Origin of the sequence: Halomonas aquatica, from assembly GCF_040196335.1 — a bacterium.
In the GTDB taxonomy this organism is placed as follows: domain Bacteria; phylum Pseudomonadota; class Gammaproteobacteria; order Pseudomonadales; family Halomonadaceae; genus Halomonas; species Halomonas aquatica.
The window spans coordinates 157667-180738 of record NZ_JBEGCJ010000005.1 but is presented as its reverse complement, the minus strand read 5'-3'; the positions used below and the strand labels follow the sequence as shown (position 1 = coordinate 180738).

Genomic DNA, 23072 nt, shown 5'->3' with positions numbered 1-23072 from the left:
ATGGCCATGCTGGGCAAGCGCCGACCGAAACGCGCACCATCGGGCGTCTCGGGGCTGCAGGGACGCCAGTCAGACTCTCGCACCGCACCGGCCGCCCCCCTGGAGCACGATGTCCTGGAGATCCAGGGCATGGCCCATGATGGGCGAGGCGTCGCCCGCTCCTCCCAGGGAAAGACCGTATTCGTCGATGGCGCTCTTCCGGGCGAGCAGGTGCGGGTCGCCGTGCATCGCACCCGCAAGCGCTTCGACGAGGCGCACGTCCGGGAGTTGCTGACGCCCTCGACCGAGCGTGTGGAGCCCCCCTGTCCCCACTTCGCTCGCTGCGGTGGCTGCGACCTTCAGCACCTCGCCCTGCCGGCCCAGCGCCGCCACAAGCAGGTGGTCCTGGAGGAGCTGTTGGGACGCCAGGGCATCACGCTGGCCGCCTCCCCTGAGTTGCTGGCCGGGGCGGGTGAGGGCTATCGCCGCCGCGCCCGCCTGGGCGTCAAGGTTGATGCCGATGGCCTCGTGCATCTCGGCTTTCGCGCCCGTCACAGCCATCGCCTCATCGACATCGCCGCCTGCACCGTCCTGGTGCCGGCCCTGGAGGCGTTGCTGGCGCCTTTGCACCAGCAGCTGGCGGACCTCGAGGCTCCGCGCCAGGTAGGCCATCTCGAGCTGCTCGATAGCGATCAGGGGGCGGTACTGGTGGTCCGCCAGTTGCGCGACCATCCGGGCGACACCCGCCGCTGGGAGGCCTTCGCCGAGGCCCAGGGGATCCACCTGGCCCGCTGGCTCGGCCGAGAAACCCCTGATTTTCAATGGCTGACGCCCGTTCCGGATCTCGATTGCCGGGTGCCTGGGCCGGCCGGGGATATCTCGCTTCGCTTCGCGCCCGGGGACTTCCTCCAGGCCAATGCCGAGGTCAACCGCCTGATGGTGGGGGCCGCCCTTGCCTGGCTCTCGCCGTTGGTCGATGGTGCCCGGGTGCTCGACCTCTTCGCCGGGGTCGGCAATTTCAGCCTGCCACTGGCCGCTGCCGGCGCCCGGGTCACCGCGGCGGAGGGCAGTCACGCGATGGTCGAGAGGCTGACCGAAAATACCCGGGCAAATTCACAAGGGCGGGATCTGGAGCTCGAGGCGCACCAGGCGGACCTCGCCTCCCCAGAGGCCGTGCGCGACCTGCTCGCGACCCTGCGTCCGCGGGTGGTGGTGCTGGATCCGCCAAGGGAGGGTGCCGAGGCGGTGTGCCGGGCCCTTACGGAACATCCGGTGCCGCATTTGCTCTATATCTCCTGTGATCCGGCGACCCTGGCGCGGGATGCGGCACATCTTGTGCATGTTGGTTACCGGATCGTGCGCGCCGCGGTGGCCGACATGTTCGTGCAGACCTCTCATCTGGAATCCATGCTGCTGTTCGAGTTCACGGGCTCGACGCGGCCCCCCCAAGGAGCGCCAAGCGATGGTTAAAGTGCGTGAGGATCAGCCGTTGTCCCAGGACGGGACGGTCGACATCGACCAGTGGCTGACGCGCCTGCAGGACGATGTGAAACTCCGTGACGTCGAGGAGATGCGCCAGGCCTGTGCGCTCGCCCAACACCTGGAGCTTGAGTCCAACCGGCCTCACAAGTCCTGGCTCAAGGACGGTTCCAGCTTCCGCATGGGTCTCGAGATGGCCGACATCCTCGGCGAGCTGAAGCTCGACCAGCCGGCGCTGGAGGCCGCCGTGCTCTATCGGGCGGTTCGCGAGCGGCTGATCAGTCTCGAGGAGGTCGAGAAGCGTTTCGGTCTCGAGGTCGCTAAGCTGATCGGCGGCGTACAGCAGATGGCCGCCATCAGCACCTTCCAGGCTCCCAGCCAGGGCCTGCTCCAGCACGACCAGCAGGACAACCTGCGAAAGATGCTGGTCAACCTGATCGACGACGTGCGCGTCGCCCTGATCAAGATCGCCGAACGCACCTGTGCGTTGCGTCAGGTACGTGATGCCCCTCGTGAGAAGCGCATGCAGGTGGCACGTGAGGTCTTCGATATCTACGCTCCCCTGGCTCATCGCCTGGGGATTGGACAACTCAAGTGGGAGCTGGAGGACCTCTCCTTTCGCTACCTGCATGAGGCCGAATACAAGACCATCGCCCAGCAGTTGGCCGAGAAGCGCCTGGACCGCGACCGCTACATCAGCGAGGTGGTGGATACCCTCAAGTCGCTGATGTCGGCCCAGGGGATCGGTCGCTACCAGGTCGACGGCCGCGCCAAGCACATCTATTCGATCTGGCGGAAGATGAAGCGCAAGCGCATCGACTTCTCCCAGGTCCATGATATCCGGGCGGTGCGCATCCTGGTGCCCGAGGTGACCGACTGCTACACGGTGCTGGGGATCGTCCACTCGCGTTGGCACCACGTCCCCAACGAGTTCGACGACTACATCGCCAATCCCAAGAAGAACGGCTATCAGTCGCTGCATACCGCGGTACTCGGCCCGGAGAACAAGGTGCTGGAGATCCAGATCCGCACCTTCGCCATGCACGAGGAGGCCGAGCTCGGGGTCTGCGCGCACTGGCGCTACAAGGGTCACGATACCAGCGCCCGCAGCGCGAGCTACGAGGAGAAGATCGCCTGGCTGCGCCAGGTGCTCGAATGGCACGAGGAGGTCGGCGATTTCGGCGACCTGCGCGAGGGGCTGACCAGCGACGTGGCCCCGGACCGTATTTATGTGTTCACCCCGGATGGCCACGTCATCGACCTGCCGCGGGTCTCCACCCCCATCGATTTCGCCTACCGGGTGCATACCGAGGTCGGGCATCGCTGTCGGGGGGCCAAGGTCAACGGGCGCATCGTGCCGCTCACCTACCGGCTCAAGACCGGCCAGCAGGTCGAGATCCTCACCGCCAGCAAGGGCGGTCCGAGTCGTGACTGGCTCAACCCCAACCTGGGATATGTGCGTACCTCTCGGGCCCGGGCCAAGATACAGTCGTGGTTCAAGCTGCAGGCGCGCGACCGCAACCTCGAGGAGGGCCGGGCGCTGTTCGAGCGCGAGATGAAGCGTCTCGACGTCGAGGACATGAACCTCATTCGCCTGGCCAACAAGGTCAACTATCCAACTCCTGACGACATGTATGCCGCCCTGGGGGCCGGCGATCTGCGCATCGGCCAGTTGCTGCACCAGGCCCAGCAACTGTTCGGCGAGAGCGATGACCAGGAGCAACTCGACCGCCTGCTCGCCAAGCCACGCAAGGCCAGCGGGAAGGGCTCCGGCAGCGACATCACCGTGCTCGGCGTGGGCAACCTGAAGACCAGCATGGCCAACTGCTGCCACCCGGTGCCCGGCGAGTCCATCGTCGGCTTCATCACCCAGGGGCGTGGCGTTACCGTGCATCGGCAGGACTGCCCCAACATCCTCCAGCTGCGCCTCGACGAGCCCCAGCGCATCATCGAGGTGGAGTGGGGGGAGCGCGCCCGGACCCAGTACCCGGTGGACATCGAGGTCCTGGCCTGGGACCGCTCGGGCCTGCTGCGTGATGTCACCGGCGTGCTCAGTGACGACCGCGTCAACGTGCTGTCCGTCAATACCCTCACCGATACCGACGAGGGCATCGCCCGCATGTCCATCACCGCCGAGGTCGATGGCCTGGAGACCCTGGGGCGGCTCTTTTCGCGCATCCAGCAGTTGTCCAACGTCATCGAGGTGCGGCGTCTTCGCAGCGGGGGCAAGAAGGGCAAGAGCAAGAGGAGGGCCACATGAACGACCCCCGCCACGACCTCGATCACCTGCTGGAGCTGATGGCCGTGCTGCGCGACCCTGCTCAGGGCTGCCCATGGGACGTCAAGCAGGACTGGGATTCCATCGTGCCCCATACCCTGGAAGAGGCCTACGAGGTCGCCGACGCCATCGAACGGCGCGCCTGGGATGAGCTTCCCGGCGAGCTCGGCGACCTGCTCTTCCAGGTGGTCTACTACAGCCAGTTCGCGGCCGAGGAAGGGCGCTTCGACTTCCATGATGTGGTGCACGTCCTCACCGACAAGATGCTGAACCGCCATCCCCACGTCTTCCCCGACGGGACCCTGGCCTCGCGACGCGAAGGAGTCAGCGCCGCCGAGGTGGAGACGCAGCAGGTCCATTCGCGCTGGGAATCCCTCAAGGCCGAGGAGCGCGCCGAGCGTGCACGCGGTGACGCCGAGGCCCACTCGGTGCTGGATGATGTTCCCCGGACCCTGCCGGCGCTCTCGCGGGCCGCCAAGCTCTCCAAGCGGGCGGCCCGGGTCGGCTTCGACTGGCCCGATACCCAGGGCGTGCTGGCCAAGATCCGCGAGGAGCTCGATGAGGTCGAGCAGGCCCTGGCCGAGAATGATCGGGACCATGCCGCCGAGGAGGTTGGTGACCTGCTGTTCGCGGTCACCAACCTGGCGCGGGCCCTCAAGGCCGATCCCGAGAAGTGCCTGCGCAATACCAATGCCAAGTTCGAGCGGCGCTTTCGCCATGTGGAGGCGGCCCTGGCCGTCGAGGACGTGCCGCTGCGCGAGGCAGGCCTCGAGGCGATGGAGCGGCACTGGCAGGCGGCCAAGCGCCACGACGTCCCCCTCAAGGAATCGCCGCAAGGAGAGACCCGGCCATGAGCCATGACCTGCATGAATCGCTGCGTGACAATGTCCGTATCCTGGGCGATAGCCTCGGGCGTACCATCGCCGATGATCTGGGCCAGGGGTTCGTCGACCGCATCGAGGCCATCCGCAGCTTCGCCAAGCGCGGGCGCCAGGGAGAACAAGGCAGCCAGCGTGAGCTGATCGAATATCTGCGCAAGTTGCCTGATCGCGACCTGCTGCCGGTCACCCGTGCCTTCAACCAGTTCCTCAACCTGGCCAACATCGCGGAACAGCACTATCGGGCGCGCTTCCGTCGGGTCGAGGACTACCGGCCCGGAACCCAGCCGGTGCTGTCCGAGTTGCTCGAGCGGGCGAGGGGCGCCGGCCACTCGCCGCGCAAGCTGGTCGAGAGCCTCGCCGGCATGCGGGTCGAGCTGGTGCTCACCGCCCACCCCACCGAGATCATCCGGCGGACCCTGATCCAGAAGTACGACGCCATCGATGACTGCCTGACCGCCATCGAATCCTCCGGTGACTACCCTGAGCGTGGCGTGCGTGCCAAGGGGCGCCTGGAGGAGCTGATCAGCCAGGCCTGGCACACCGATGAGATCCGCCATGAGCGTCCGACCCCGGTGGACGAGGCCAAGTGGGGCTTCGCGGTGATCGAAAACTCCCTGTGGCAGGCGGTGCCCGATTTCCATCGTGACCTCGACAACCTGCTGCTCGAGACCGCCGGTGAGCGCCTGCCGCTGGATGCCGCCCCGATTCGCTTCGCCTCCTGGATGGGCGGCGATCGCGACGGCAATCCCAACGTCACGGCCAAGGTGACCCGGGAGGTGCTGCTGCTTGGCCGCTGGATGGCCGCCGACCTCTATCTGCGCGACCTGGAGCAGCTCAAGGCCGAGCTGTCCATGTGGAAGGCCAACAGCGCGCTCAGGGCCGAGGTGGGCGACGTAGCCGAGCCCTATCGCGAGCTTCTCAAGCGCCTGACGACACGCGTCGAGGCGACGCGGGACTGGGCCAAGGCCGAACTGGATGGGCGCAGCATCGAGGACGGCCCGATCATCGAGACCCGCGACCAGCTCTATGCACCCCTGCTGGCCTGCTACCGTTCGCTGTGCGACGTCGGCCTGGATACCATCGCCAACGGCGTGCTGCTCGATACCCTGCGCCGTGTCGCCGTGTTCGGTGTGACCCTGACCAAGCTCGACCTGCGCCAGGAGGCCAGTCGTCATGCCCAGGTGATGGAGGAACTCACCCATGGCCTCGCCCTCGGCCACTACCGCGACTGGGATGAGGCGAAACGCCAGGAGTTCCTGCTCACCGAACTGGCGTCCAGGCGTCCGCTGATCCCGAGGCGCTGGGAGTGCTCGACGGAGTCACGCGAGGTCATCGACACCTTCCGCGTCATCGCCTCGGAGCATCGCGAGGCACTCGGTACCTACATCATCTCCATGGCCGCCAAGCCCTCGGACGTGCTGACCGTGGCGCTGTTGATGAAGGAGGTGGGAGGAACGGTTGCCCTGCCCATCGCGCCGCTGTTCGAGACCCTCGACGATCTTGACCATGCCGGCGAGGTCATCGACCACCTGCTGTCGCTGCCGGGCTATCGCGCGCTGGCCGGCGACAGTCAGGAGGTGATGATCGGCTACTCGGATTCCGCCAAGGACGCCGGGCAGTTGGCCGCCGCCTGGGCCCAGTACCGTGCCCAGGAGACGCTGGTGGAGGTCTGCCATCGCCATGGCGTCGACCTGACACTCTTCCACGGTCGCGGCGGCACCGTGGGTCGCGGAGGCGGCCCGGCGCATGCGGCCATCCTCTCTCAGCCGCCGGGCTCGGTGAATGGCAGCCTGCGGGTGACCGAGCAGGGCGAGATGATTCGCTTCAAGTTCGGCCAGCCGGAGATCGCCCTGCGCTCCATGGAGATCTATGCCTGCGCGGTGCTCGAGGCGAGCCTGTTGCCTCCTCCGGCTCCCCGGGCGGAGTGGCGCAAGGAGATGGACCATTTGGCCGAGGTGGCTCACGGCGCTTACGTGAGCGTGGTGCGCGAGGATCCGGATTTCGTCCCCTACTTCCGTGCGGTGACCCCGGAAGGGGCTCTCGGCCGCCTGCCGCTGGGCTCACGGCCTACCAAGCGTCGCCAGGACGGCGGAGTGGAGACCTTGCGGGCCATACCCTGGATCTTCGCCTGGACCCAGACTCGCCTGATGTTGCCGGCCTGGCTGGGCAGCGGCGAGGCCTTCAGTGAGCGCCTGGATGAGCCGGGCGGCCTGGAGCTGCTCCAGGAGATGCGCGTCCAGTGGCCCTTCTTCGGCACCTACCTGGACATGCTGGAAATGCTGCTGGCCAAGGCCGACGTGGACATCGCCGCCTACTACGAGCACCGCCTGGTGGACGAGCCGGCGCTGAAGGCGCTGGGCGTGAGGTTGCGGACGCGCTTTAGCCGACTCCAGGGCGCGGTGCTGCAGGTGCTGGACCAGCAGGAACTGCTGCAGGAGACGCCGCTGATCCGTCAGGCCATCGACGTGCGCAATCCCTACATCGATCCGCTGCATGGCCTCCAGGCCGAGCTGCTGCAGCGTAACCGAGATGCCGACGGGGCCATCAGCGCGGATCTGTCCCGGGCCCTGATGGTCACCATGGCGGGCATCGCGGCCGGGCTGCGCAATACCGGCTGAGGCCGTCCCGCCCGGCGGGCCCCGCCAGGAAACGACATCGCCCCGGCCAATCGGCCGGGGCGATGTCGTGGAAGGCAGCATCGGGCTCAGAAGGGGTAGTGAACCGATGCGGTCATCAGGTTGAGGTGGTCCATGGCCGGAGCATCGATTGCCTCGTACTCCAGGCGGCTGACCAGATGGCGCATCTGCAACCGGGCACCGAAGCCCGAGATCCTGGTCGTGCCTCCGCTACCTCCGATGCTTTCGGCCTGGTCATCCCTCACGGCTAGGTTGCCATGCCACTCCGCCACGCCTGATTTGGCATACAGGCCCAGTGGACCGAAGCGCACTCCCGCCATCAGGCTGCCGCCCATGCTGGTGGTGTCGAGGAGCCGCCCGCCACTTTCGCCGGCGTTCGGCACATCGTCACTCTGCCGATAGCTGAACTCGGCGCCCAGGTCGAGGTATGGCAGGGTGCGGGGACTGAAGCCGGCGGTCAGGCGAAAGCCGGAGGTATAGCCATCGGGGGTCGCGACGTCGTCGCCCTGCACGATCATGCCGTTATCCAGCAGCACAAGCGACTGGGCCATTCCGCCGTAGGAAGGTGACTCGGCGTCGATTTCGGCCTGGCATGGCATGGCCACCGCCGCCAGAATGGCACCCAAGATCAGGAAACGGCGTGAATCCGGAAGCATGGTATTCGACCTTGAGTCGGCAGCGGGAGGTGCCGGCCCTGAATCATAGTCATTTCAATCTAGCAAGCGGTTGGCGGTTTCGCCAATGTGTCGGCCCGGTCGCGCAGCACCTCGAGATGGTCGGTCAGGCCGGGGGTCGCCAGTCGGTGCTTCTCGGCCGCCGCGATCAGCGGGGCCAGGATCGCTTCGTGCTCGGTGGCCCGCCCCGCCTGAACATCCTGCAGCATGGAGGCGCGATTGGCGGCCGTGGCCTCGATGACCTGCCACACCAGGTGCCGCCAGCCCGCGAGGCCTTTCCCGTCGGGCGGCGTGATGCCCTCGGCGGAAAGGGTCGTCGCGACCTCGGCGATCAGAGTCTCGACCAGGGCGCGGAAGGGGCGGTCCCGCAGCTGACCGTTGCGGATCCTGAAGCGGGCCACCAGCGGGTTGATGACCGCATTGACGGCGAGCTTGCGCCATAGCCTCACGCGAATGTCGTCCACCGCCTCGGCCGGCAGTCCGGCGGACGTCAGAGTTGCGGCCAGTCCTGCGGCGAGTTCGCCATGCTGGCCATCGAGGCTTCCCAGGAAGGTGTGGCCATGCCCGGCATGGGTCACCTGCGCGTCATCCTGGACATGGGCCCCCTCGGTCGTGCTGGCACAGAGCACCGGTCCCGCATGGCGTTCGCTCAGTCGAGGCTGGCAGCCGAAGCCGTTTTGCCACAGCACCAGCGGGACCCCGGCAGGCAGGTGGTCGGCCAGGGCGCCATGAGCCGCCTCGGCACCATGCGCCTTGGTGGTCAGATGCACGACATCGGGGGCCTCCCGGGGCAGGGCGTCGATCCGGGCCACCTCGACCCGGCGGACCAGCGATGCCTGCTCCGGGGTGATCAGTGTCTGGACGGCAGGGAGAGTGCGTCGTCCGATCAACGTCACCTCGGCCTCCTCAGCCAGTCTCAGGGCGATCAACCGGCCCAGGGCTCCGGGTCCGACGATCCAGTGTCGTGTCATGGTCATGGCGGGCCTCCTTCTGAGTCAGCTGCGGCGGGGTCGTCGGGTGGTGCCGGTCCGGCGGCGGGGGCCGCCTCGCCGCTTGCCCCGGGCGGCCGGGGCCTGCTCGCCCCGGGCACTGTCCAGGGCCGCGCGGACCCTCCCGGCATCCGCGGCATCGAGCAGGCCACGCAGGTCCTCGATCAGCGCAGAAAGGAAGGGGGCCGGATCGTCCTCCTGTTCGGCAATGGCGCCCAGTCGCTGCTCCCATTGCGCGGTGCGCTCGGGGCGGCCCACCGCCTCGGGCAGCGAGGCGATCAGCGCGCTGCCCAGCCGGCTGGCACGCAGCGCCCTGGCCTGGCGTACCAGGTAGCCGCGCTCCAACAGGGTCTCGATGATGCCGGCTCGGGTCGCCTCGGTGCCCAGGCCGTCATGCTCGCGCAGGGTGCGTCGGACGACCGGATCGTCGACATAGCGGGCGATGTTCATCATCGCCTTGATCAGGCTGGCGTCGTTGAAGGGCTCGGGCGGGCGTGTCTCGCGATCCTCGACGGCGCTCTCCTCCACTCGGCAGGCTTCCCCCTCGTCCAGCGTTGGCAAGGGCGGCGCCTCCTCTCGGGTGGTGAACAGGGGCTTCCAGCCAGGGTCGAGGACCTCCTGTCCCTTGGCGCGGAAGTGTTCATCGAGAATCAGGAAGTCAGCCTTGACCTCGCGCACGGCGAGAGGCGGGTAGAACTGGGCCAGCACGTTGCGCGCGATCATCCGGAAGACATCGGCCTCGGCCTTCTCGAGCCGCGCGAGGTCGGCGGGCTTGCCGGTGGGCGCCAGGGCATGGTGGGCGCCGACCTTCTTGTCGTTCCAGGCCTTGGAGCGCCGCGAGAAGTCCGCGCCGGCGAGCCAGCCGCCAAGGCTCTCGTCGGGTCCGCAGGCCCCCTCCAGGGTGGCCCGGGCGGAGGCGAAATGTTCCTCGGGCAGGTAGCGACAGTCAGAGCGCGGGTAGGTGATCAACTGATGGCGCTCGTAGAGGCGTTGGCAGATATCCAGGGTCGCCTTGGCCGAGAGCCCGTGGCGGCGGGCGGCGTCCACCTGCAGCGCCGATAGCGAGTAGGGCATGGGAGCGGCCTGGCGACGCTCGTGGCGCTCGAGAGTGGTGAGCCTGCCCTGGGCGCCGGGCAGGCGCTCGGCCAGCTCAGCGGCGGGTTCCCTGGCCAGAAGACGTCCCTGATCGTCGAGGGGGTGGACCTCGCCAGGCTGCCACCAGGCGCGCAGCCGGCCGCGCCCGACGGCAAGCTCGGCCCACAGCGCGAAGAAGGGTCTAGGTTCGAAGTCGCGGATCTCGGCGTCGCGGCGGACCACCAGCCCCAGCACGGGGGTCTGCACCCGTCCCACCGAGAGCACCCCGTCGTGGCCGGCCTGGCGCCCGGTCACCGTCCAGGCGCGGGTCAGGTTGATGCCATAGAGCCAGTCGGCCCGGGCACGTGACTGGGCCGCCCGGTAGAGAGGGTCGAAGCGGGCATTGTCCTCGAGCCGAGCCAGTGCCCTCTGCACCGCCGGGCGGTTGAGGTCATTGACCAGCAGCCGTGACACCGGGCCCTTCCAGCCCAGGTGTTCGATCACCTCCTGCACCAGCAGCTGGCCCTCGCGGTCCGGGTCACCGGCGTGAACCACCTCGCGGGCGTCCTTGAGCAATTTGCGGATCACCGCCAGCTGGCCACGCGCCTTAGGCCGGGGCATCAGCTTCCAGCGGCTCGGCAGGATCGGCAGGCGGTCGAGGCGCCACTGCTTGAGGGCCGGATCGTAGGCATCCGGCGGTGCCTGCTCAAGCAGATGGCCAAGGCACCAGGTGACTGTGGTCTCTCCCACCACCAGGGCCCCGTCCTGGCGACGTGGGCTGCCGGGAAGCGCATCGGCAATGGCCCGGCCCAGGCTCGGTTTCTCGGCGATGATCAGGCGCATGACGGCTCGTCGGGGAGAATGTCATGGACATTCTTCCAGTATTTTAGAGGCCTTGCCAGGTGTAACATGCTCCATTTCCTGTACAATGTATGTATAACTATTATCAGAGGAGAGAGGCGATGCGCGAACATGGCCGCACCCGGCGCCTGCTGGGGCTAGGTGCCCGAACCGGAGGCGCGCTGATTCGAACCCGTCTCGGCGGTCAAGCCGACTGGCGGGCCCTGGGAGAAGCCCTCTTCGAGGGGTTGTCCGAACTGAAGGGGCCGGCCATGAAACTGGCCCAGATCATGTCCCAGTGGGACGATCTGCTGCCGCCGGATCTTGCCGAGGAGCTCGCCCGGCTGCAGCGCCAGGCCGAGCCCATGCCATGGGAGGGCATCCGTCGCACCCTGGTCGAGGAGTACGGTGACCTCGAGGCCCGCTTCCGGGAGATCGAGGAGCGACCCTTCGCCAGTGCCTCCATGGGCCAGGTGCATCGTGCCGTGACTCACGACGGCGAGACCCTGGTGCTCAAGATCCAGTACCCCGGCCTCGCCGAGGTGCTGGAGAGTGATCTTTCACAGGTGCGGCGACTGATGCGCCTGGGCCGGTGGTTCAAGGTGCCCCAGGCTCGCCTCGATGCGCTGTTCGAGGAACTGGCGGTGAGCCTGCGCGGCGAGCTGGACTATCACGCCGAGGCCGAGGCACTGGCCCGCTATCGCCAGCGCTATGCCCATCTCGATCGCCTGGTGATCCCCGAGCCGCTGCCGGACCTCTCTGGTCCCAGGGTACTGGCCATGCGCTACGTGGCGGGCACTCCGCTGCGCGACCTGGAGGACGCCGACGTCGAGCGGCGCCAGCAGGTGGCCACGACCCTGGCAGACTGGCTGACCGAGGAGCTCTTCACCCACGGCGAACTGCATGCCGATCCCCACGCCGGCAACTTCGCCGCGGATGAGCAGGGTCGCCTGGTGATCTACGACCTGGGGGCGGTGATCCCGGTGCCCGAGGCACGCCTGGTGGCGATGATGCGTCTGCTCCAGGCGACCCTCGAGGGTGACCCGATGGCCATGGACACGGCCCTGCTCGAACTCGGCGGTCGCCAGGGGCAGGGCGCTCCACTGGCGCTCTACCGGGAGGCGGCCGAGGCGGTCTCGCCGCTGTTCCAGCCCGGTGAGCAGGACTTCGGCGACGTGCGGGTGCACCGTCGCCTGCGCGACCTGAGCCCCAAGGTATGGGCCGCCATGGACCGCCTGCAGCCCCCGGCGGACACCCTGCTGCTCTCGCGCACCCTCAACGGCCACTACTGGAATCTGGTGCGCCTCGGCGCGCGGCTCGACATGGCCGCCAGGACCCGGCCGCTGTTTCCTTGACCGCAGGCCTGAGCCACCTGCCCAGCATGGCGACGGGCTGTTAGACTGTGCCATTTTCTGGATTGCGGAGACTGTGATGCTGGCCGTATGGGTGGAACAGCTGCTGGGCTTTGCCACGGGTGCCCTGGCGGCCATTCGCGAGGACGAGCGCTATCCTACGCTGATGGCCTGGGCCCGCGATCAGGGGCCGGCGCTGGTCGGCGGTGACCTGTCACTGGCCCAGGCGCTGGCGCCGGAGCTGTGGTCGCAGACCCCGCTGGCACGACTCGATTTCGCCGCCGAGCCGCTGGCCCGGCCAGGGCGTAACGAGCCCTGCTGGTGTGATTCCGGACGCATGACCAGGCACTGTTGTGGGGCGGTCAGCCTGCCCGGCCATGTGCCGCCCCACCTGATGTGGATGCTTTCACTGCGCGACTGGAAGGGTGATACCCTCAAGGCGGCGCTGGCCAGCGGCCGTGCCCCGGCTCAGGCCCTGCTGGAGGCGGGCCTGATCGCGGCCGAGTCCGGCCAGCGCGGGCGCGCCCAGCAGATTCTCGAGTCCCTGTTCGAGCGTGCCGACTGGCTGACCCTACCCGAGCAGGCCGAGCCTGCCTTCGAGATCCTCATCGACCTCTACCAGGAGCGCGGTTTTCACCGCAAGCGCGAGGCGCTGCTCGATGCGGTGCTCGACCGTGGACCGCTGTTCCTGCGCGGCGTGGCCCTAGAACGGCTCTGCCTGATGCACCTCGACAACGACGACCTGGACAGCGCCAGGGCCGCCTTCGTGCGCGCCCAGCAGGCGCTCCCCGACTCCCCGACGCTGGCCTATATCGAGGCCATGCTGCTGCTCCACGAGGGTCATGAGCAGGAGGCCGCGGAGCGTTCGCGTTTCTGGTTCCGCCGCCTGGCTCGCCAGGGGGATCTGGATCCCGACCAGTTGCAGTTCCTGGCCGATCTCGCCGAGAACCCCGGCGCGACACTGGCCGACCAGCTGCTCAGTGCCGAGGAGGACCTGGCCGAACCGCTGGTGGCCCTGCAGGCGCTGCTCGAGTCGTTGCACGTCGCCCCACGGCTGGAGATCCGCCGCAACGATGAGGACCACCTCGAGTACCATTCCACCGCCCGGGAGGACACCCTGTTTGCCGCCTGGCAGAAGGTCTTCAGGGCTCGGGTCGAGAGCGAGGCTCCCATGGGCTTCGATGACGACCCCTGGCCCCATGCCGGCGAATGGCTGCCCGCGCTCTGCGCTCATCCCGAGTGGCTGGATGCGCCGGCCGTGGTGCAGTCCCTGGCGCTGGCGCTCGCCAGCCGCTTCGGCAGCCTGCCGTGGATGGCGCCGAGCCTGTTCGAGCCGCTAGCCAGTCGTCTGGAACGCTGGCTCGAACAGGTGCGCTCCGAGGGCGAGGGGAACTTCCCCTGGGATGACGCCGACAACGCCATGCTGCTGCGAACCGGTCTGGCCCTGGTGGTGGGCATGGAGCGCGGTGCCAGGGCCCGCTCGCGGGAGCTGGCCGAACGACTCCTGACCCTGGATGACCAGGACAGCCTGGGCTTGCGCGAACTGGTGCTCGACCAGCTGCTGCGAGAAGGGCGTGACCGTGCGGCCCTGGAGCTCAGCGAACGGGAGCTGGGTGGAGAGGGAGACGAGACCCCGCCGCTGGGGTTGTTGATGGGGCGTGTGCTGGCGCTCTATCGCCTGGAGCGTCCTGACGAGGCCAGCGAGGCGCTGGCCGAGGTCCGTCGCCACAACGCCCATGTCCTGGCCATGCTGTGCGCCGAAAAGCCCCGGCCGGTCGGCAAGGGGGGTGACGGCGTCGCCGAGCCAGGTTCCCGTGCCGAGGCCTGGCAATACCGGACCCTGATGCGCGACCAGTGGCGAACCACCTCGGGGGCACTGGCGTGGCTGCAGGCGCAGATGGCCGACTGAATCGAATGTTCAGGCGGCCTTCGGTGCCGGCGTCAGCTCGCGGTCGCGGCTGATCCAGATCGCCAGCAGTATCGCCGGCAGGCCGAGGACGGTGGAGATCAGGAAGAAAGTGGCATAACCTTCGCCGGTCACCACCAGGCCGCCGAAGCCGCTGAGGAACTTGCCGGGCAGGGTCATCAGTGAAGAGAAGAGCGCGTACTGGGTAGCCGTGTATGCCCGTGAGGTGAGGCTCGACAGGAAGGCGATAAAGACGGCGCTTGCCAGGCCGTTGGCCAGGTTGTCGCCGACGATGGCCATCACCAGCATGGGCACGCTCTGGCCGGCCATCGACAGGGCCACGAACAGCAGGTTGGTCAGCGCCGCGGCGCCGGCGCCCAGCACCAGGATGGGTCCGATGCCATAGCGGACGACCAGCAGTCCCCCCAGGATCCCCCCGCTGATGCTCATGGCGATGCCGAAGATGTTGGTGACGTTGGCGATGGTCGCCAGGGTGAAGCCCAGGTCGATGTAGAGCGGGTTGGCCATGGATGCCATGGCCAGGTCGCTGATCCGGAACACCGCCACGAAAAGCAGCAGCCAGATCGCCTTGCGGCGGTGGCGCGAGAAGAAGTCGGTGAAAGGGCAGACGATGGCCCCGATCACCCAGGCCCCCAGACGACGCAGCGTTCTCGAGCGGCCGCGGGACGCCCGCAGGAAGGCTCGTACGCGGGGTTCATGGATCAGCTGGGTGGTCAACGAGAGACGCTCGGGTTCCGGGCGCAGCAGCACCGTGATCACCCCGATCCCCACCAGCGCCGCCATGGCCAGGTAGGCCGCCTCCCAGGAGGCCAGCGAGGCCACGTAGAGGGCTCCCGCGCCGGCGGCCAGCAAGCCACCGCGATAACCGATGATATAGGTCGAGGCCATGGCGGCCTGGACATCGTCCGGGGCCGACTCGATGCGAAAGGCATCGATGGCGATGTCCTGGGTCGCCGACCCGAAGGCCACCAGCAGCGCGAAGCCCGCCACCAGGGGCAGATTGCCTAGCGGATCGACGCCGGATAGCCCCACGAGGCCGGCGGCGATCATGGCCTGGGCCAGCAGCATCCAGCCCCGACGCTGACCGAGGGTGCGGGTCAGCACCGGCAGGGCGAGCCGGTCCACCACCGGGGCCCAGAAGAACTTGATCGAGTAGAGCATGCCGATCCAGGCGAAGAAGCCGATGGCCGCCACCTCGACGCCGCTGCTGCGCAACCAGGCCGAGAGGGTCGAGAACACCAGCAGGAAGGGCAGGCCGGCGGAGAAGCCCAGAAACAGCATGGTGATGACCGGCGCGCGCAGGTAGATCAACAGGGCGTCGCGCCAACTGCGGTGAGCGGTGGGGGGCGGCATGTCGGGCAGCACTCCTTGCGGTATGGCTCGATGGAGGCCACGCAGGTCCTTGCCATCGATGATAAAATCCAGAATCGGCAGCCGGGTCGTTTCCGTCCGTCCCTTGTCACCCGAGCGCTATCGGCCGGGTCAGGCATGCGGTGGGATTGTTGCAGAGCGCCGGCAGTGATACCAGCAGGAACCGATCAGGAGCGACATGAGCGATTCCGAAATTGATCAGGCCGAGGCCGATGATGCCGTGCCCCGCTGGTATGTGATCCAGTGCAAGGGCGGGGAGTCCTTTCGTGCCGCCGAGCACCTGGCCAACCAGGGCTACGAGACCTTCCATCCCGTGCTGCAGGTCCAGAAGAAGCGCCGCGGCAAGCTGGAGTGGGTCAACGAGCCGCTCTTTCCCTACTACCTGTTCATTCGCCTCGACCGCCTGGCCAGCAACTGGCGCCCCATCCGCTCCACCCGAGGGGTGCTGAAGATCGTCACCTTCGGCCTGTCGATGCCGGTGCCCGTCAGTGATGCGCTGGTGGAAACCCTGCGCGAGCATGGCAGCGGCGAGGACGATGCGACCTCGAACGTCTACTTCCGAGCCGGCGATATGGTGGAGATCACCGAGGGCGCCTTCAAGGACCTGCAGGCGGTGTTTGCCAGTCACAAGGGCGAGGAGCGGGCCATCGTGTTGCTCAACCTGCTGCATAAGCAACAGCGCCTCGAGATGCCCGTCGGCCAGCTGCGTCGCCGTGACTAGGCGACGACCTCGCCGCCATCCACCCACTTCGCGTCAGGAGATCCCATGACCATCGCCCCCCAACGGGTTGCGTCACTGCACTACGTGCTCAGCGATCAGGACGGCAACGTCCTCGACGACTCACGGGCTCGCCAGCAGCCCCTCGAATACCTGCATGGCCACGGCAACATCATGGCCGGCCTGGAGCGTGCACTGGAGGGCCAGTCTGCCGGCGCCGAGCTGTCCGTTACCCTGATGCCCGCCGATGCCTATGGTCTTCGCGACGAGGCGCTGGTGCGCGAGGTCGGGCGGCATGCCTTCCCGGCGCCCGACCTCGCCCCCGGCATGCGCTTCCAGACCCCAGGTGACGACGGCCCCGAGATCGTCACCATCCTCGAGGTGCGTGACGACAGCGTGCTGGTCGACACCAACCACCCGCTGGCCGGACAGACGCTGCGCTATCGCCTAGAGGTGCTCGAGGTCCGTGAGGCCACCCGGGCCGAACTGGCCAAGGGCCATCCGCTGCCGCCCGGCACCGCGCCGAGCGAGGTGGAAGACAAGAAGATGCCGTGAAAACTGACCTGGATCAAAGGATTCTCCGTGTCCTGATGGGGTACTGGGGAAACTTGATTCAGGTCAGTTCCCCCCCTCCCTCGACGGGTTAAGGTCCCACCAACACATCGAGACGACAGGACACCACCATGTATCTGGATGACGCCGTGATCTTCGGAATCGTTACCGTCTCATTGATGTTCGTATTCATGGGTAGCTGGACCGCATTCATCGTCCGCGATCACCGTCGCAGTAAAGAGTGCAGGGAAGAGCGCTGATCCAGCCGCTTCAAGATTCGTCAGGGGAGGGGGGAGCTTTCCCCCCAGTAGCCGACCCACTTGGGTCGGCTTTTTTTGTCTGTCGTTTTCTGTATGTGTGAGGAGACAGCCGACTCAGCGCTGCGCCGTGTTGCGGGCTGGGTCATTCAGTGACCATTGGCGGGCCAGGGCCCGCATCACCCGTTCCGGATACCAGGTCTTGCCCAGGCTGCCGTTGTAGCGCGCCAGCGCACGGGTCAGGTCGCCACGCTCCACGGCAAGGTAGTGGGCGAGGATCGTGCAGCCATAGCGCAGGTTGCGATGCGGGTCCTTGAGGTCATCGGCAGGTAGCCCCAACTCGCGGATCCAGAACGGCATGATCTGCATCAGGCCCACGGCGCCGGCCGAGGAGACGGCCTCGGCCTTGAAGGCACTCTCCACTTGGATCACCGCCAGTACGAGTTCCGGTGCCAGTCCGGCCAGCCGTGCCTCATGATGGATGCGGCCCAGCATTTCCCGCCTCCGGTTCGCGTCCTGGACGTAGCGGGAGAGCCGCGGCTCCATGTCATTGAGCCACTGACGGGCGGCCCAGATGGCGGCGGGAGCCACGGGAGCGGAGCGGATGCTGTCGAGGGTGCCTCGCAGGCTCGCGGGCGTCGCCGGCAGGGCCTGCACGAAGGGGGCGGGGCGATCCGGCGACAGCGAGACAGGCAGGGCGGCAAGGAAGTCCCCTTCGCCTTCGCCCAGGGCTGTCGTGGAGGGCAGGCAGCAGGCCACCGCGAGAGCGGCGGCCCGGCAGCGCTCAGATATCGACCTTTTCGCGCAGGAAGTCGAGGATCTCCCCGGCCGGTACCATGGTGGCGTCAGTGTCACGGCGTCCCTTGTATTCCAGTTCGTTCTTGTCCAGGCCTCGGTCACCGACGACCAGACGGTGGGGAATGCCCATCAGCTCGTGGTCGGCGAACCGCACGCCGGGGCGCAGGTCACGGTCATCCAGCAGCACCTCGAGTCCGGCGGCGGTGAGGGCCTGGTAGAGTCGCTCGGACTCCTCGCGTACCCGCTGCGACTTGTGGGCGTTCATCGGCACCATCGCGATCTGGAAGGGTGCGATGGCGTCTGGCCAGATGATCCCGGCGTCGTCGTGGTTCTGCTCGATGGCGGCGGCCACGACCCGGGTCACTCCGATACCATAGCAGCCCATCCAGGGATGCACGGCACGACCTTCGTCACCCAGCACGGTGGCATTCATCGCCTCAGAGTACTTGCGCCCAAGCTGGAAGACGTGACCGACCTCGATGCCGCGCTTGATGGCAAGCACGCCCTGGCCGTCCGGCGAGGGGTCGCCTTCCACCACGTTGCGGATGTCGGCGACGCTGGGCAGCGCGACGTCCCGCTCCCAGTTGATGCCGAAGTAGTGCTTGCCGTCGGTATTCGCCCCGGCACCGAAGTCGCTCATCAGGGCGACCGAGCGGTCGATGATGATCGGCAGATCGAGGTTGACAGGGCCCAGCGAGCCGGGGCCCGCGCCCACCGCGGCACGAATCTCCTCCTCGGTGGCCATGGTCAGCGGCGATGCCACCTCGGTGAGGTTCTCGGCCTTGACCTCGTTTAGCTCATGGTCGCCACGTATCAGCAGAGCGACCAGGCCGCCTCCCTCGCCCTGGACCAGCAGGGTCTTGATGGTCTTCTCGATGGGCAGGTCGTGCTGCTCGACCAGCGCCTTGATGGTCTTGGCATCGGGGGTGTCGACCAGGCGCAGTTCCTCGGTGGGCGCCTCGCGCTCGCCCTGGGGCGCCAGCGCCTCGGCCTTCTCCATGTTGGCGGCATAGTCGGACTCGGTGGAGAAGACGATGTCGTCCTCGCCGGAGTCGGCCAGCACGTGGAACTCGTGGGAGCCGGTGCCGCCGATGGCGCCGTTGTCGGCGATCACCGGGCGGAAGTCGAGGCCAAGCCGGGTGAAGATGCGCACATAGGCGTCATACATCACCTGATAGGTCTCCAGCAGCGACGCCTCATCCACGTGGAAGGAGTAGGCATCCTTCATGATGAACTCGCGGGAGCGCATCACCCCGAAGCGCGGCCGGATCTCGTCGCGGAACTTGGTCTGAATCTGGTAGAAGTTGGCCGGCAGCTGCTTGTAGCTGGAGATCTCCTTGCGCACCAGGTCGGTGATCACTTCCTCATGGGTCGGGCCGACGCAGTAGTCGCGGTCATGACGATCCTTGAGGCGCAGGAGCTCCGCTCCGTACTGATCCCAGCGGCCGGACTCCTGCCACAGCTCGGCGGGTTGTACCGCCGGCATCAGCACCTCCTGGGCGCCGGCACGATCCATCTCCTCGCGCACGATGCGCTCGACCTTGCGCAGGGTCTTGAGGCCCATCGGCAGCCAGCTATAGAGGCCGGAGGTCAGGCGGCGGATCATCCCCGCGCGCAGCATCAGCTGATGGCTGACGACTTCTGCATCGGCGGGAGTTTCCTTGAGGGTGGCGATCAACAGTTGACTGGCGCGCATGGGTCCGGCGTTTCCTCGATCGTGTTCTTGTACAGAAGACAGTGGCGGGGCCGTGCTGGGCAGCGGCAATGATCAGGCATTGTACGGTCAGGGGCCCCATGGCGGCAAAAAAGCCTGTCCTCGGACTCCGTGCGCACGGGCCCTTGCCTCCCGCTCACATGCCTACCGGGCCAGCTCGCGCATGGCGCGCTCCAGTCCCTCCAGGGTCATGGGATACATGCGGTCCTCGATCAGCTCGCGGATCAACCGGGTGGAGTGGGTATACTCCCAGGCACGCGGGGCCATGGGATTGAGCCAGACGAGACGGGGGAAGTGGTCGGCCAGGCGCTTCAGCCAGGCGGCGCCCGACTCCTTGTTGAGGTGCTCCACGCTGCCGCCGGGATGAGTCACCTCATAGGGCGACATCGCCGCGTCGCCGACGATCACCACCTGATAGTCGCTGCCGTAGGTATGCAGCACGTCCATGGTCGGGATGCGCTCGCTGCCGCGCCGCCGGTTGTCGCGCCAGAGTCCCTCGTAGGGGCAGTTGTGGAAGTAGTAGGGTTCCAGGTGCTTGAACTCCGAGCGTGCCGCCGAGAAAAGCTCCTCACAGGCCCGCACGTGGTCATCCATTGAGCCGCCCACGTCGAGCAGCAGCAGCACCTTTACCGCATTGTGGCGCTCTGGGCGCATGCGCACGTTGAGCAGTCCCGCATCACGTGCCGTCTCGCGGATGGTGGCGTCGACGTCGAACTCCTCCGCCGCCCCCTGGCGGGCGAACTTCCGGAGCCGTCTCAGGGCCATCTTGATGTTTCGCGTGCCGAGTTCCAGCGAGTCATCTTAGTCGCGGAAGCGCCGCTCGTCCCACACCTTGACGGCGCGGCGATGCTGCGAGCCGCCCTGGCCGATGCGGATGCCCTCGGGGTTGTAGCCATGGGCGCCAAAGGGGCTGGTGCCTCCGGTGCCGATCCACTTGTTGCCGCCGGCATGGCGTTTCTTCTGTTCCTCGAGGCGCTGCTTGAAGGTCTCGATCAGCTGCTCGAGCCCGCCCAGGGACTCGATCTTCGCCTTCTCCTCATCAGAGAGCTGCTTCTCGAACTCGCGGCGCAGCCAGTCGTCGGGAATCATCGCCTCGATGGCGGCGTCGAGGGTCTCCAGCCCCTCGAACCAGGTGGCGAAGGCGCGATCGAAGCGATCGAAGTGGCGCTCGTCCTTGACCATCACGGTGCGCGCCACCCGGTAGAAGGCCTCCATATCGGCAAACATCACGCCGCGCTCGACCACCGCATGAAGGTCGAGCAGCTCGCGCAGGGAGACAGGCACCCCATGGCGCTTAAGGTTCTCGAACAGGCCGATGAACATCCGTCAGCCCCTCGGGTTGCCCTGGCGGCGCAGCATGAAGGCCAGCCGTTCCAGCAGTTGGGTATCCTGCTCGTTCTTGACCAGTGCCCCCGCCAGCGGCGGGATCGCCTTGACCGGGTCGCGCTGGTAGAGCGCCTCCCGGGCCAGCTCATCGGCCATCAGCAGCTTGAGCCAGTCGACCAGCTCCGAGGTGGAGGGCCGCTTCTTCAGTCCCGGGGCCTGGCGCAGCTCGAAGAACACTTCCAGCGCCTCGCCGACCAGCTTGGGGGCAATGTCGGGGAAGTGCACGTCGACGATCGCCTGCATGGTCTCTCGGTCGGGGAACTCTATGTAGTGGAAGAAGCAGCGCCTCAGGAAGGCGTCGGGGAGCTCCTTCTCGTTGTTTGACGTGATGACGATGATCGGGCGGTGCGTCGCGGTGATGGTCTCGCCGGTTTCATAGACATGGAACTCCATGCGATCCAACTCCTGGAGCAGGTCGTTGGGGAACTCGATGTCCGCCTTGTCGACCTCGTCGATCAGCAGCACCACCCGCTCACCGGCGGTGAAGGCCTCCCACAGCTTGCCGGGGCGGATGTAGTTGGCGACGTCCTCCACGCCCTCGATCCCCAACTGGGAGTCACGCAGCCGGCTGACCGCATCATACTCGTAGAGCCCCTGGGCGGCCTTGGTGGACGACTTGATGTGCCAGGTGATCAGCCGGGTGTCTAGGGAAGCGGCCAGCTCCTCGGCCAGCAGGGTCTTGCCGGTGCCCGGCTCGCCCTTGATCAGCAGGGGCCGCTCCAGGGTCACGGCGGCATTCACCGCCTGCTTTAGGGCCTCGGTGGCCACGTAGGTGGAAGTGGAATCAAACGCCATGGATCGTGCCTCGGAGTCGTGGTCGTCGGGAATCAGAAAATTCTACGGAAGGGCAGGATGGCTAACAAATGGTGGGGAACAAACCACCGACACCCCCCGTCAGTAATTCCCCCCCCCCCGCGACAGGTCATCCGCCCGACGGCGCGGCGAGCGGCCGATAGGCCTCGACCAGGATGGCCGGGTCGTGCTCGGCATGCCCGCGGACGGCCTGGGCACGCATCAGCTGCGCGGCCAGACCGCTCATCGGCGTGGCGCTGCCGATGCGCTGGCTCTGGGCCACCGCCATGTCCAGATCCTTGAGCAGGGTGCGCAGGTGCCAGGGCGGGTCGGCGAAGTCGCTCTCTGCCATGCGCGGGGTGAGGATACGAAACGGCGTCGAATCGGCGAAACCGCCGGCGAGCGCCTCGGTGAGCCGGCGGGCCTCCACCCCACTGGCCTCGGCCAGGGCCACCATCTCGGCGATCACCGCTGCCTGGCAGCCGACGATCATCTGGTTGCATACCTTGGTCACCTGGCCGCTGCCCACCGGGCCCATGTGGGTTACCCGGGCGGATAGCGGCGCCAGCAATGGCCGGATCGCCTCGATATCCTCGGCGTCGCCACCGCACATGATCGCCAGGCTGCCCGCCTCGGCGCCGGCGACGCCCCCGGAGACGGGGGCATCCACCCAGTGCATCCCGCATTCGCTTGCGAGCCAGTCGGCGAAGTCACGGGTCGCCGCCGGGTCGCTGCTGGAGAGGTCCACCAGGCGCTGACCGGTGCGGCCGTGCTGGGCCACGCCGCCCTCGCCGAACACCACGTCCTCCACCACGGCGGTATTGGCCAGGCAGAGCAGCACGATGTCGACCCCGTCCATCAGCTCCTCGATGGAGCCGGCCACCCGGGCGCCGGCCGCGGCCACGCCGGCGGTCTTGTCGGGCGAGCGGTTCCAGACGCTGACATCGAAGCCTGCGTCCAGAAGGCGGCGAGTCATGGGCTCGCCCATCAGGCCGATCCCGATGAAGCCGAGTCGAGGTTGAGTCATGCGGAAGTCTCCGAAAAGAAGCCTTGGGCAACGAGCGACAGGTTAGCCCGTTAAGCTAGCTCGTTGAGAAAGCCCGTTAAGCTAGCCCATATAGAAAGATAGCCTGCTGTGATGGAGGGCCGAGTGGCAAGAGCTCATCGTTTTTGGATGCACCTTCCGAGGCGGCTCTGATGCGCCGCGATGGCGCCATCGCGGACGGTGAGGTCCTCGTTTGGTGCACTGCAGCAGGGAGGGCTGCTCCCTCTGCCAAGATGCGTCTCGGGAATTATTCTATAAATTGCTGATTTAAATATACATATTATTCATTGGCACGGATGCCGCAATGTAATGGACAGAACGTCAACGAGT

At 67.1% G+C, this 23072-nt stretch carries 17 protein-coding genes and 1 pseudogene; 9 read left to right on the top strand and 9 right to left on the bottom strand.

Going from position 1 to position 23072, the window contains the following annotated elements; translation table 11 throughout:
- From ABE960_RS12015 to ppc, 4 genes are read left to right on the top strand one after another with little or no spacing between them, the layout of a single operon-like run.
- Positions 1–1449: a TRAM domain-containing protein gene (locus ABE960_RS12015; RefSeq protein ID WP_349762518.1), complete on the top strand. Its 1449-nt coding sequence runs from the start codon at positions 1–3 to the stop codon at positions 1447–1449.
- On the top strand, positions 1442–3718 hold the full coding sequence (gene relA, locus ABE960_RS12010; protein ID WP_349762517.1) for a GTP diphosphokinase: 2277 nt from the start codon (positions 1442–1444) through the stop codon (positions 3716–3718). The genes ABE960_RS12015 and relA overlap by 8 nt, the downstream gene beginning before the upstream one ends.
- Positions 3715–4590 (top strand): nucleoside triphosphate pyrophosphohydrolase, encoded by an 876-nt coding sequence (gene mazG, locus ABE960_RS12005; RefSeq protein ID WP_349762516.1) that lies wholly within the window; start codon positions 3715–3717, stop codon positions 4588–4590. The genes relA and mazG overlap by 4 nt, the downstream gene beginning before the upstream one ends.
- Positions 4587–7235 (top strand): phosphoenolpyruvate carboxylase, encoded by a 2649-nt coding sequence (gene ppc, locus ABE960_RS12000; RefSeq protein ID WP_349762515.1) that lies wholly within the window; start codon positions 4587–4589, stop codon positions 7233–7235. Before mazG ends, ppc begins: the two co-directional genes overlap by 4 nt.
- A gap of 86 nt (positions 7236–7321) precedes the next feature.
- Here ppc and ABE960_RS11995 read toward each other — a convergent pair whose 3' ends face one another.
- From ABE960_RS11995 to ABE960_RS11985, 3 genes are read right to left on the bottom strand one after another with little or no spacing between them, the layout of a single operon-like run.
- The gene (locus ABE960_RS11995; protein WP_349762514.1) at positions 7322–7909 is read right to left on the bottom strand and encodes a hypothetical protein; all 588 of its coding nucleotides are present in this window, start codon (positions 7907–7909) and stop codon (positions 7322–7324) included.
- A gap of 59 nt (positions 7910–7968) precedes the next feature.
- The gene (locus ABE960_RS11990) at positions 7969–8904 is read right to left on the bottom strand and encodes a ketopantoate reductase family protein (RefSeq protein WP_349762513.1); all 936 of its coding nucleotides are present in this window, start codon (positions 8902–8904) and stop codon (positions 7969–7971) included.
- An 18-nt stretch (positions 8905–8922) separates the two neighbouring features.
- Positions 8923–10833, bottom strand: coding sequence for a DNA topoisomerase III (locus tag ABE960_RS11985; RefSeq protein WP_349762512.1), 1911 nt, complete (start codon positions 10831–10833; stop codon positions 8923–8925).
- A gap of 119 nt (positions 10834–10952) precedes the next feature.
- Here ABE960_RS11985 and ABE960_RS11980 point away from each other — a divergent pair, with 119 nt between their 5' ends.
- Both ABE960_RS11980 and ABE960_RS11975 read left to right on the top strand, forming a co-directional pair.
- Positions 10953–12185 (top strand): ABC1 kinase family protein, encoded by a 1233-nt coding sequence (locus ABE960_RS11980; RefSeq protein WP_349762511.1) that lies wholly within the window; start codon positions 10953–10955, stop codon positions 12183–12185.
- A 76-nt stretch (positions 12186–12261) separates the two neighbouring features.
- Positions 12262–14091: an SEC-C domain-containing protein gene (locus tag ABE960_RS11975; RefSeq protein ID WP_349762510.1), complete on the top strand. Its 1830-nt coding sequence runs from the start codon at positions 12262–12264 to the stop codon at positions 14089–14091.
- Between the two features lie 9 nt (positions 14092–14100).
- Here the strand turns inward: ABE960_RS11975 and ABE960_RS11970 are convergent, their stop codons facing one another.
- Positions 14101–15462, bottom strand: coding sequence for an AmpG family muropeptide MFS transporter (locus tag ABE960_RS11970; protein WP_349762509.1), 1362 nt, complete (start codon positions 15460–15462; stop codon positions 14101–14103).
- A gap of 196 nt (positions 15463–15658) precedes the next feature.
- Between ABE960_RS11970 and rfaH the strand changes: the two genes are divergently transcribed.
- From rfaH to ccoM, 3 genes are all read left to right on the top strand, one after another.
- On the top strand, positions 15659–16201 hold the full coding sequence (gene rfaH / locus ABE960_RS11965; RefSeq protein WP_349762508.1) for a transcription/translation regulatory transformer protein RfaH: 543 nt from the start codon (positions 15659–15661) through the stop codon (positions 16199–16201).
- 45 nt (positions 16202–16246) lie between these two features.
- On the top strand, positions 16247–16753 hold the full coding sequence (locus ABE960_RS11960; RefSeq protein ID WP_349762507.1) for an FKBP-type peptidyl-prolyl cis-trans isomerase: 507 nt from the start codon (positions 16247–16249) through the stop codon (positions 16751–16753).
- Positions 16754–16881: 128 nt separating this feature from the next.
- Positions 16882–17010 carry a cytochrome c oxidase subunit CcoM gene (gene ccoM / locus ABE960_RS11955; protein ID WP_349762506.1) on the top strand — a complete coding sequence of 43 codons (129 nt, stop codon included), beginning with the start codon at positions 16882–16884 and terminating at the stop codon, positions 17008–17010.
- Between the two features lie 114 nt (positions 17011–17124).
- Here the strand turns inward: ccoM and ABE960_RS11950 are convergent, their stop codons facing one another.
- The 5 genes and pseudogenes from ABE960_RS11950 to ABE960_RS11930 form a co-directional block, all read right to left on the bottom strand.
- Positions 17125–17613: a transglycosylase SLT domain-containing protein gene (locus tag ABE960_RS11950; RefSeq protein ID WP_349762769.1), complete on the bottom strand. Its 489-nt coding sequence runs from the start codon at positions 17611–17613 to the stop codon at positions 17125–17127.
- Between the two features lie 178 nt (positions 17614–17791).
- The gene (locus ABE960_RS11945) at positions 17792–19501 is read right to left on the bottom strand and encodes a proline--tRNA ligase (protein WP_349762505.1); all 1710 of its coding nucleotides are present in this window, start codon (positions 19499–19501) and stop codon (positions 17792–17794) included.
- Positions 19502–19663: 162 nt separating this feature from the next.
- Positions 19664–20842 (bottom strand): annotated as a pseudogene (locus tag ABE960_RS11940) (vWA domain-containing protein).
- Positions 20843–20845: 3 nt separating this feature from the next.
- A complete protein-coding gene (locus tag ABE960_RS11935; protein WP_349762504.1) occupies positions 20846–21700 on the bottom strand; it encodes an AAA family ATPase in 855 nt (284 codons plus the stop codon).
- Between the two features lie 127 nt (positions 21701–21827).
- Complete coding sequence (locus tag ABE960_RS11930; RefSeq protein WP_349762503.1) at positions 21828–22724, bottom strand: NAD(P)-dependent oxidoreductase; 897 nt, start codon at positions 22722–22724, stop codon at positions 21828–21830.
- Positions 22725–23072: the final 348 nt, after the last annotated feature.

Coding starts and splice junctions, on each gene's coding strand:
- ABE960_RS12015 (WP_349762518.1), top strand. CDS start 1: ATGGCCATGCTGGGCAAGCGCCGACCGAAACGCGCACCATCGGGCGTC.
- relA (WP_349762517.1), top strand. CDS start 1,442: ATGGTTAAAGTGCGTGAGGATCAGCCGTTGTCCCAGGACGGGACGGTC.
- mazG (WP_349762516.1), top strand. CDS start 3,715: ATGAACGACCCCCGCCACGACCTCGATCACCTGCTGGAGCTGATGGCC.
- ppc (WP_349762515.1), top strand. CDS start 4,587: ATGAGCCATGACCTGCATGAATCGCTGCGTGACAATGTCCGTATCCTG.
- ABE960_RS11995 (WP_349762514.1), bottom strand. CDS start 7,909: ATGCTTCCGGATTCACGCCGTTTCCTGATCTTGGGTGCCATTCTGGCG.
- ABE960_RS11990 (WP_349762513.1), bottom strand. CDS start 8,904: ATGACCATGACACGACACTGGATCGTCGGACCCGGAGCCCTGGGCCGG.
- ABE960_RS11985 (WP_349762512.1), bottom strand. CDS start 10,833: ATGCGCCTGATCATCGCCGAGAAACCGAGCCTGGGCCGGGCCATTGCC.
- ABE960_RS11980 (WP_349762511.1), top strand. CDS start 10,953: ATGCGCGAACATGGCCGCACCCGGCGCCTGCTGGGGCTAGGTGCCCGA.
- ABE960_RS11975 (WP_349762510.1), top strand. CDS start 12,262: ATGCTGGCCGTATGGGTGGAACAGCTGCTGGGCTTTGCCACGGGTGCC.
- ABE960_RS11970 (WP_349762509.1), bottom strand. CDS start 15,462: ATGCCGCCCCCCACCGCTCACCGCAGTTGGCGCGACGCCCTGTTGATC.
- rfaH (WP_349762508.1), top strand. CDS start 15,659: ATGAGCGATTCCGAAATTGATCAGGCCGAGGCCGATGATGCCGTGCCC.
- ABE960_RS11960 (WP_349762507.1), top strand. CDS start 16,247: ATGACCATCGCCCCCCAACGGGTTGCGTCACTGCACTACGTGCTCAGC.
- ccoM (WP_349762506.1), top strand. CDS start 16,882: ATGTATCTGGATGACGCCGTGATCTTCGGAATCGTTACCGTCTCATTG.
- ABE960_RS11945 (WP_349762505.1), bottom strand. CDS start 19,501: ATGCGCGCCAGTCAACTGTTGATCGCCACCCTCAAGGAAACTCCCGCC.
- ABE960_RS11935 (WP_349762504.1), bottom strand. CDS start 21,700: ATGGCGTTTGATTCCACTTCCACCTACGTGGCCACCGAGGCCCTAAAG.
- ABE960_RS11930 (WP_349762503.1), bottom strand. CDS start 22,724: ATGACTCAACCTCGACTCGGCTTCATCGGGATCGGCCTGATGGGCGAG.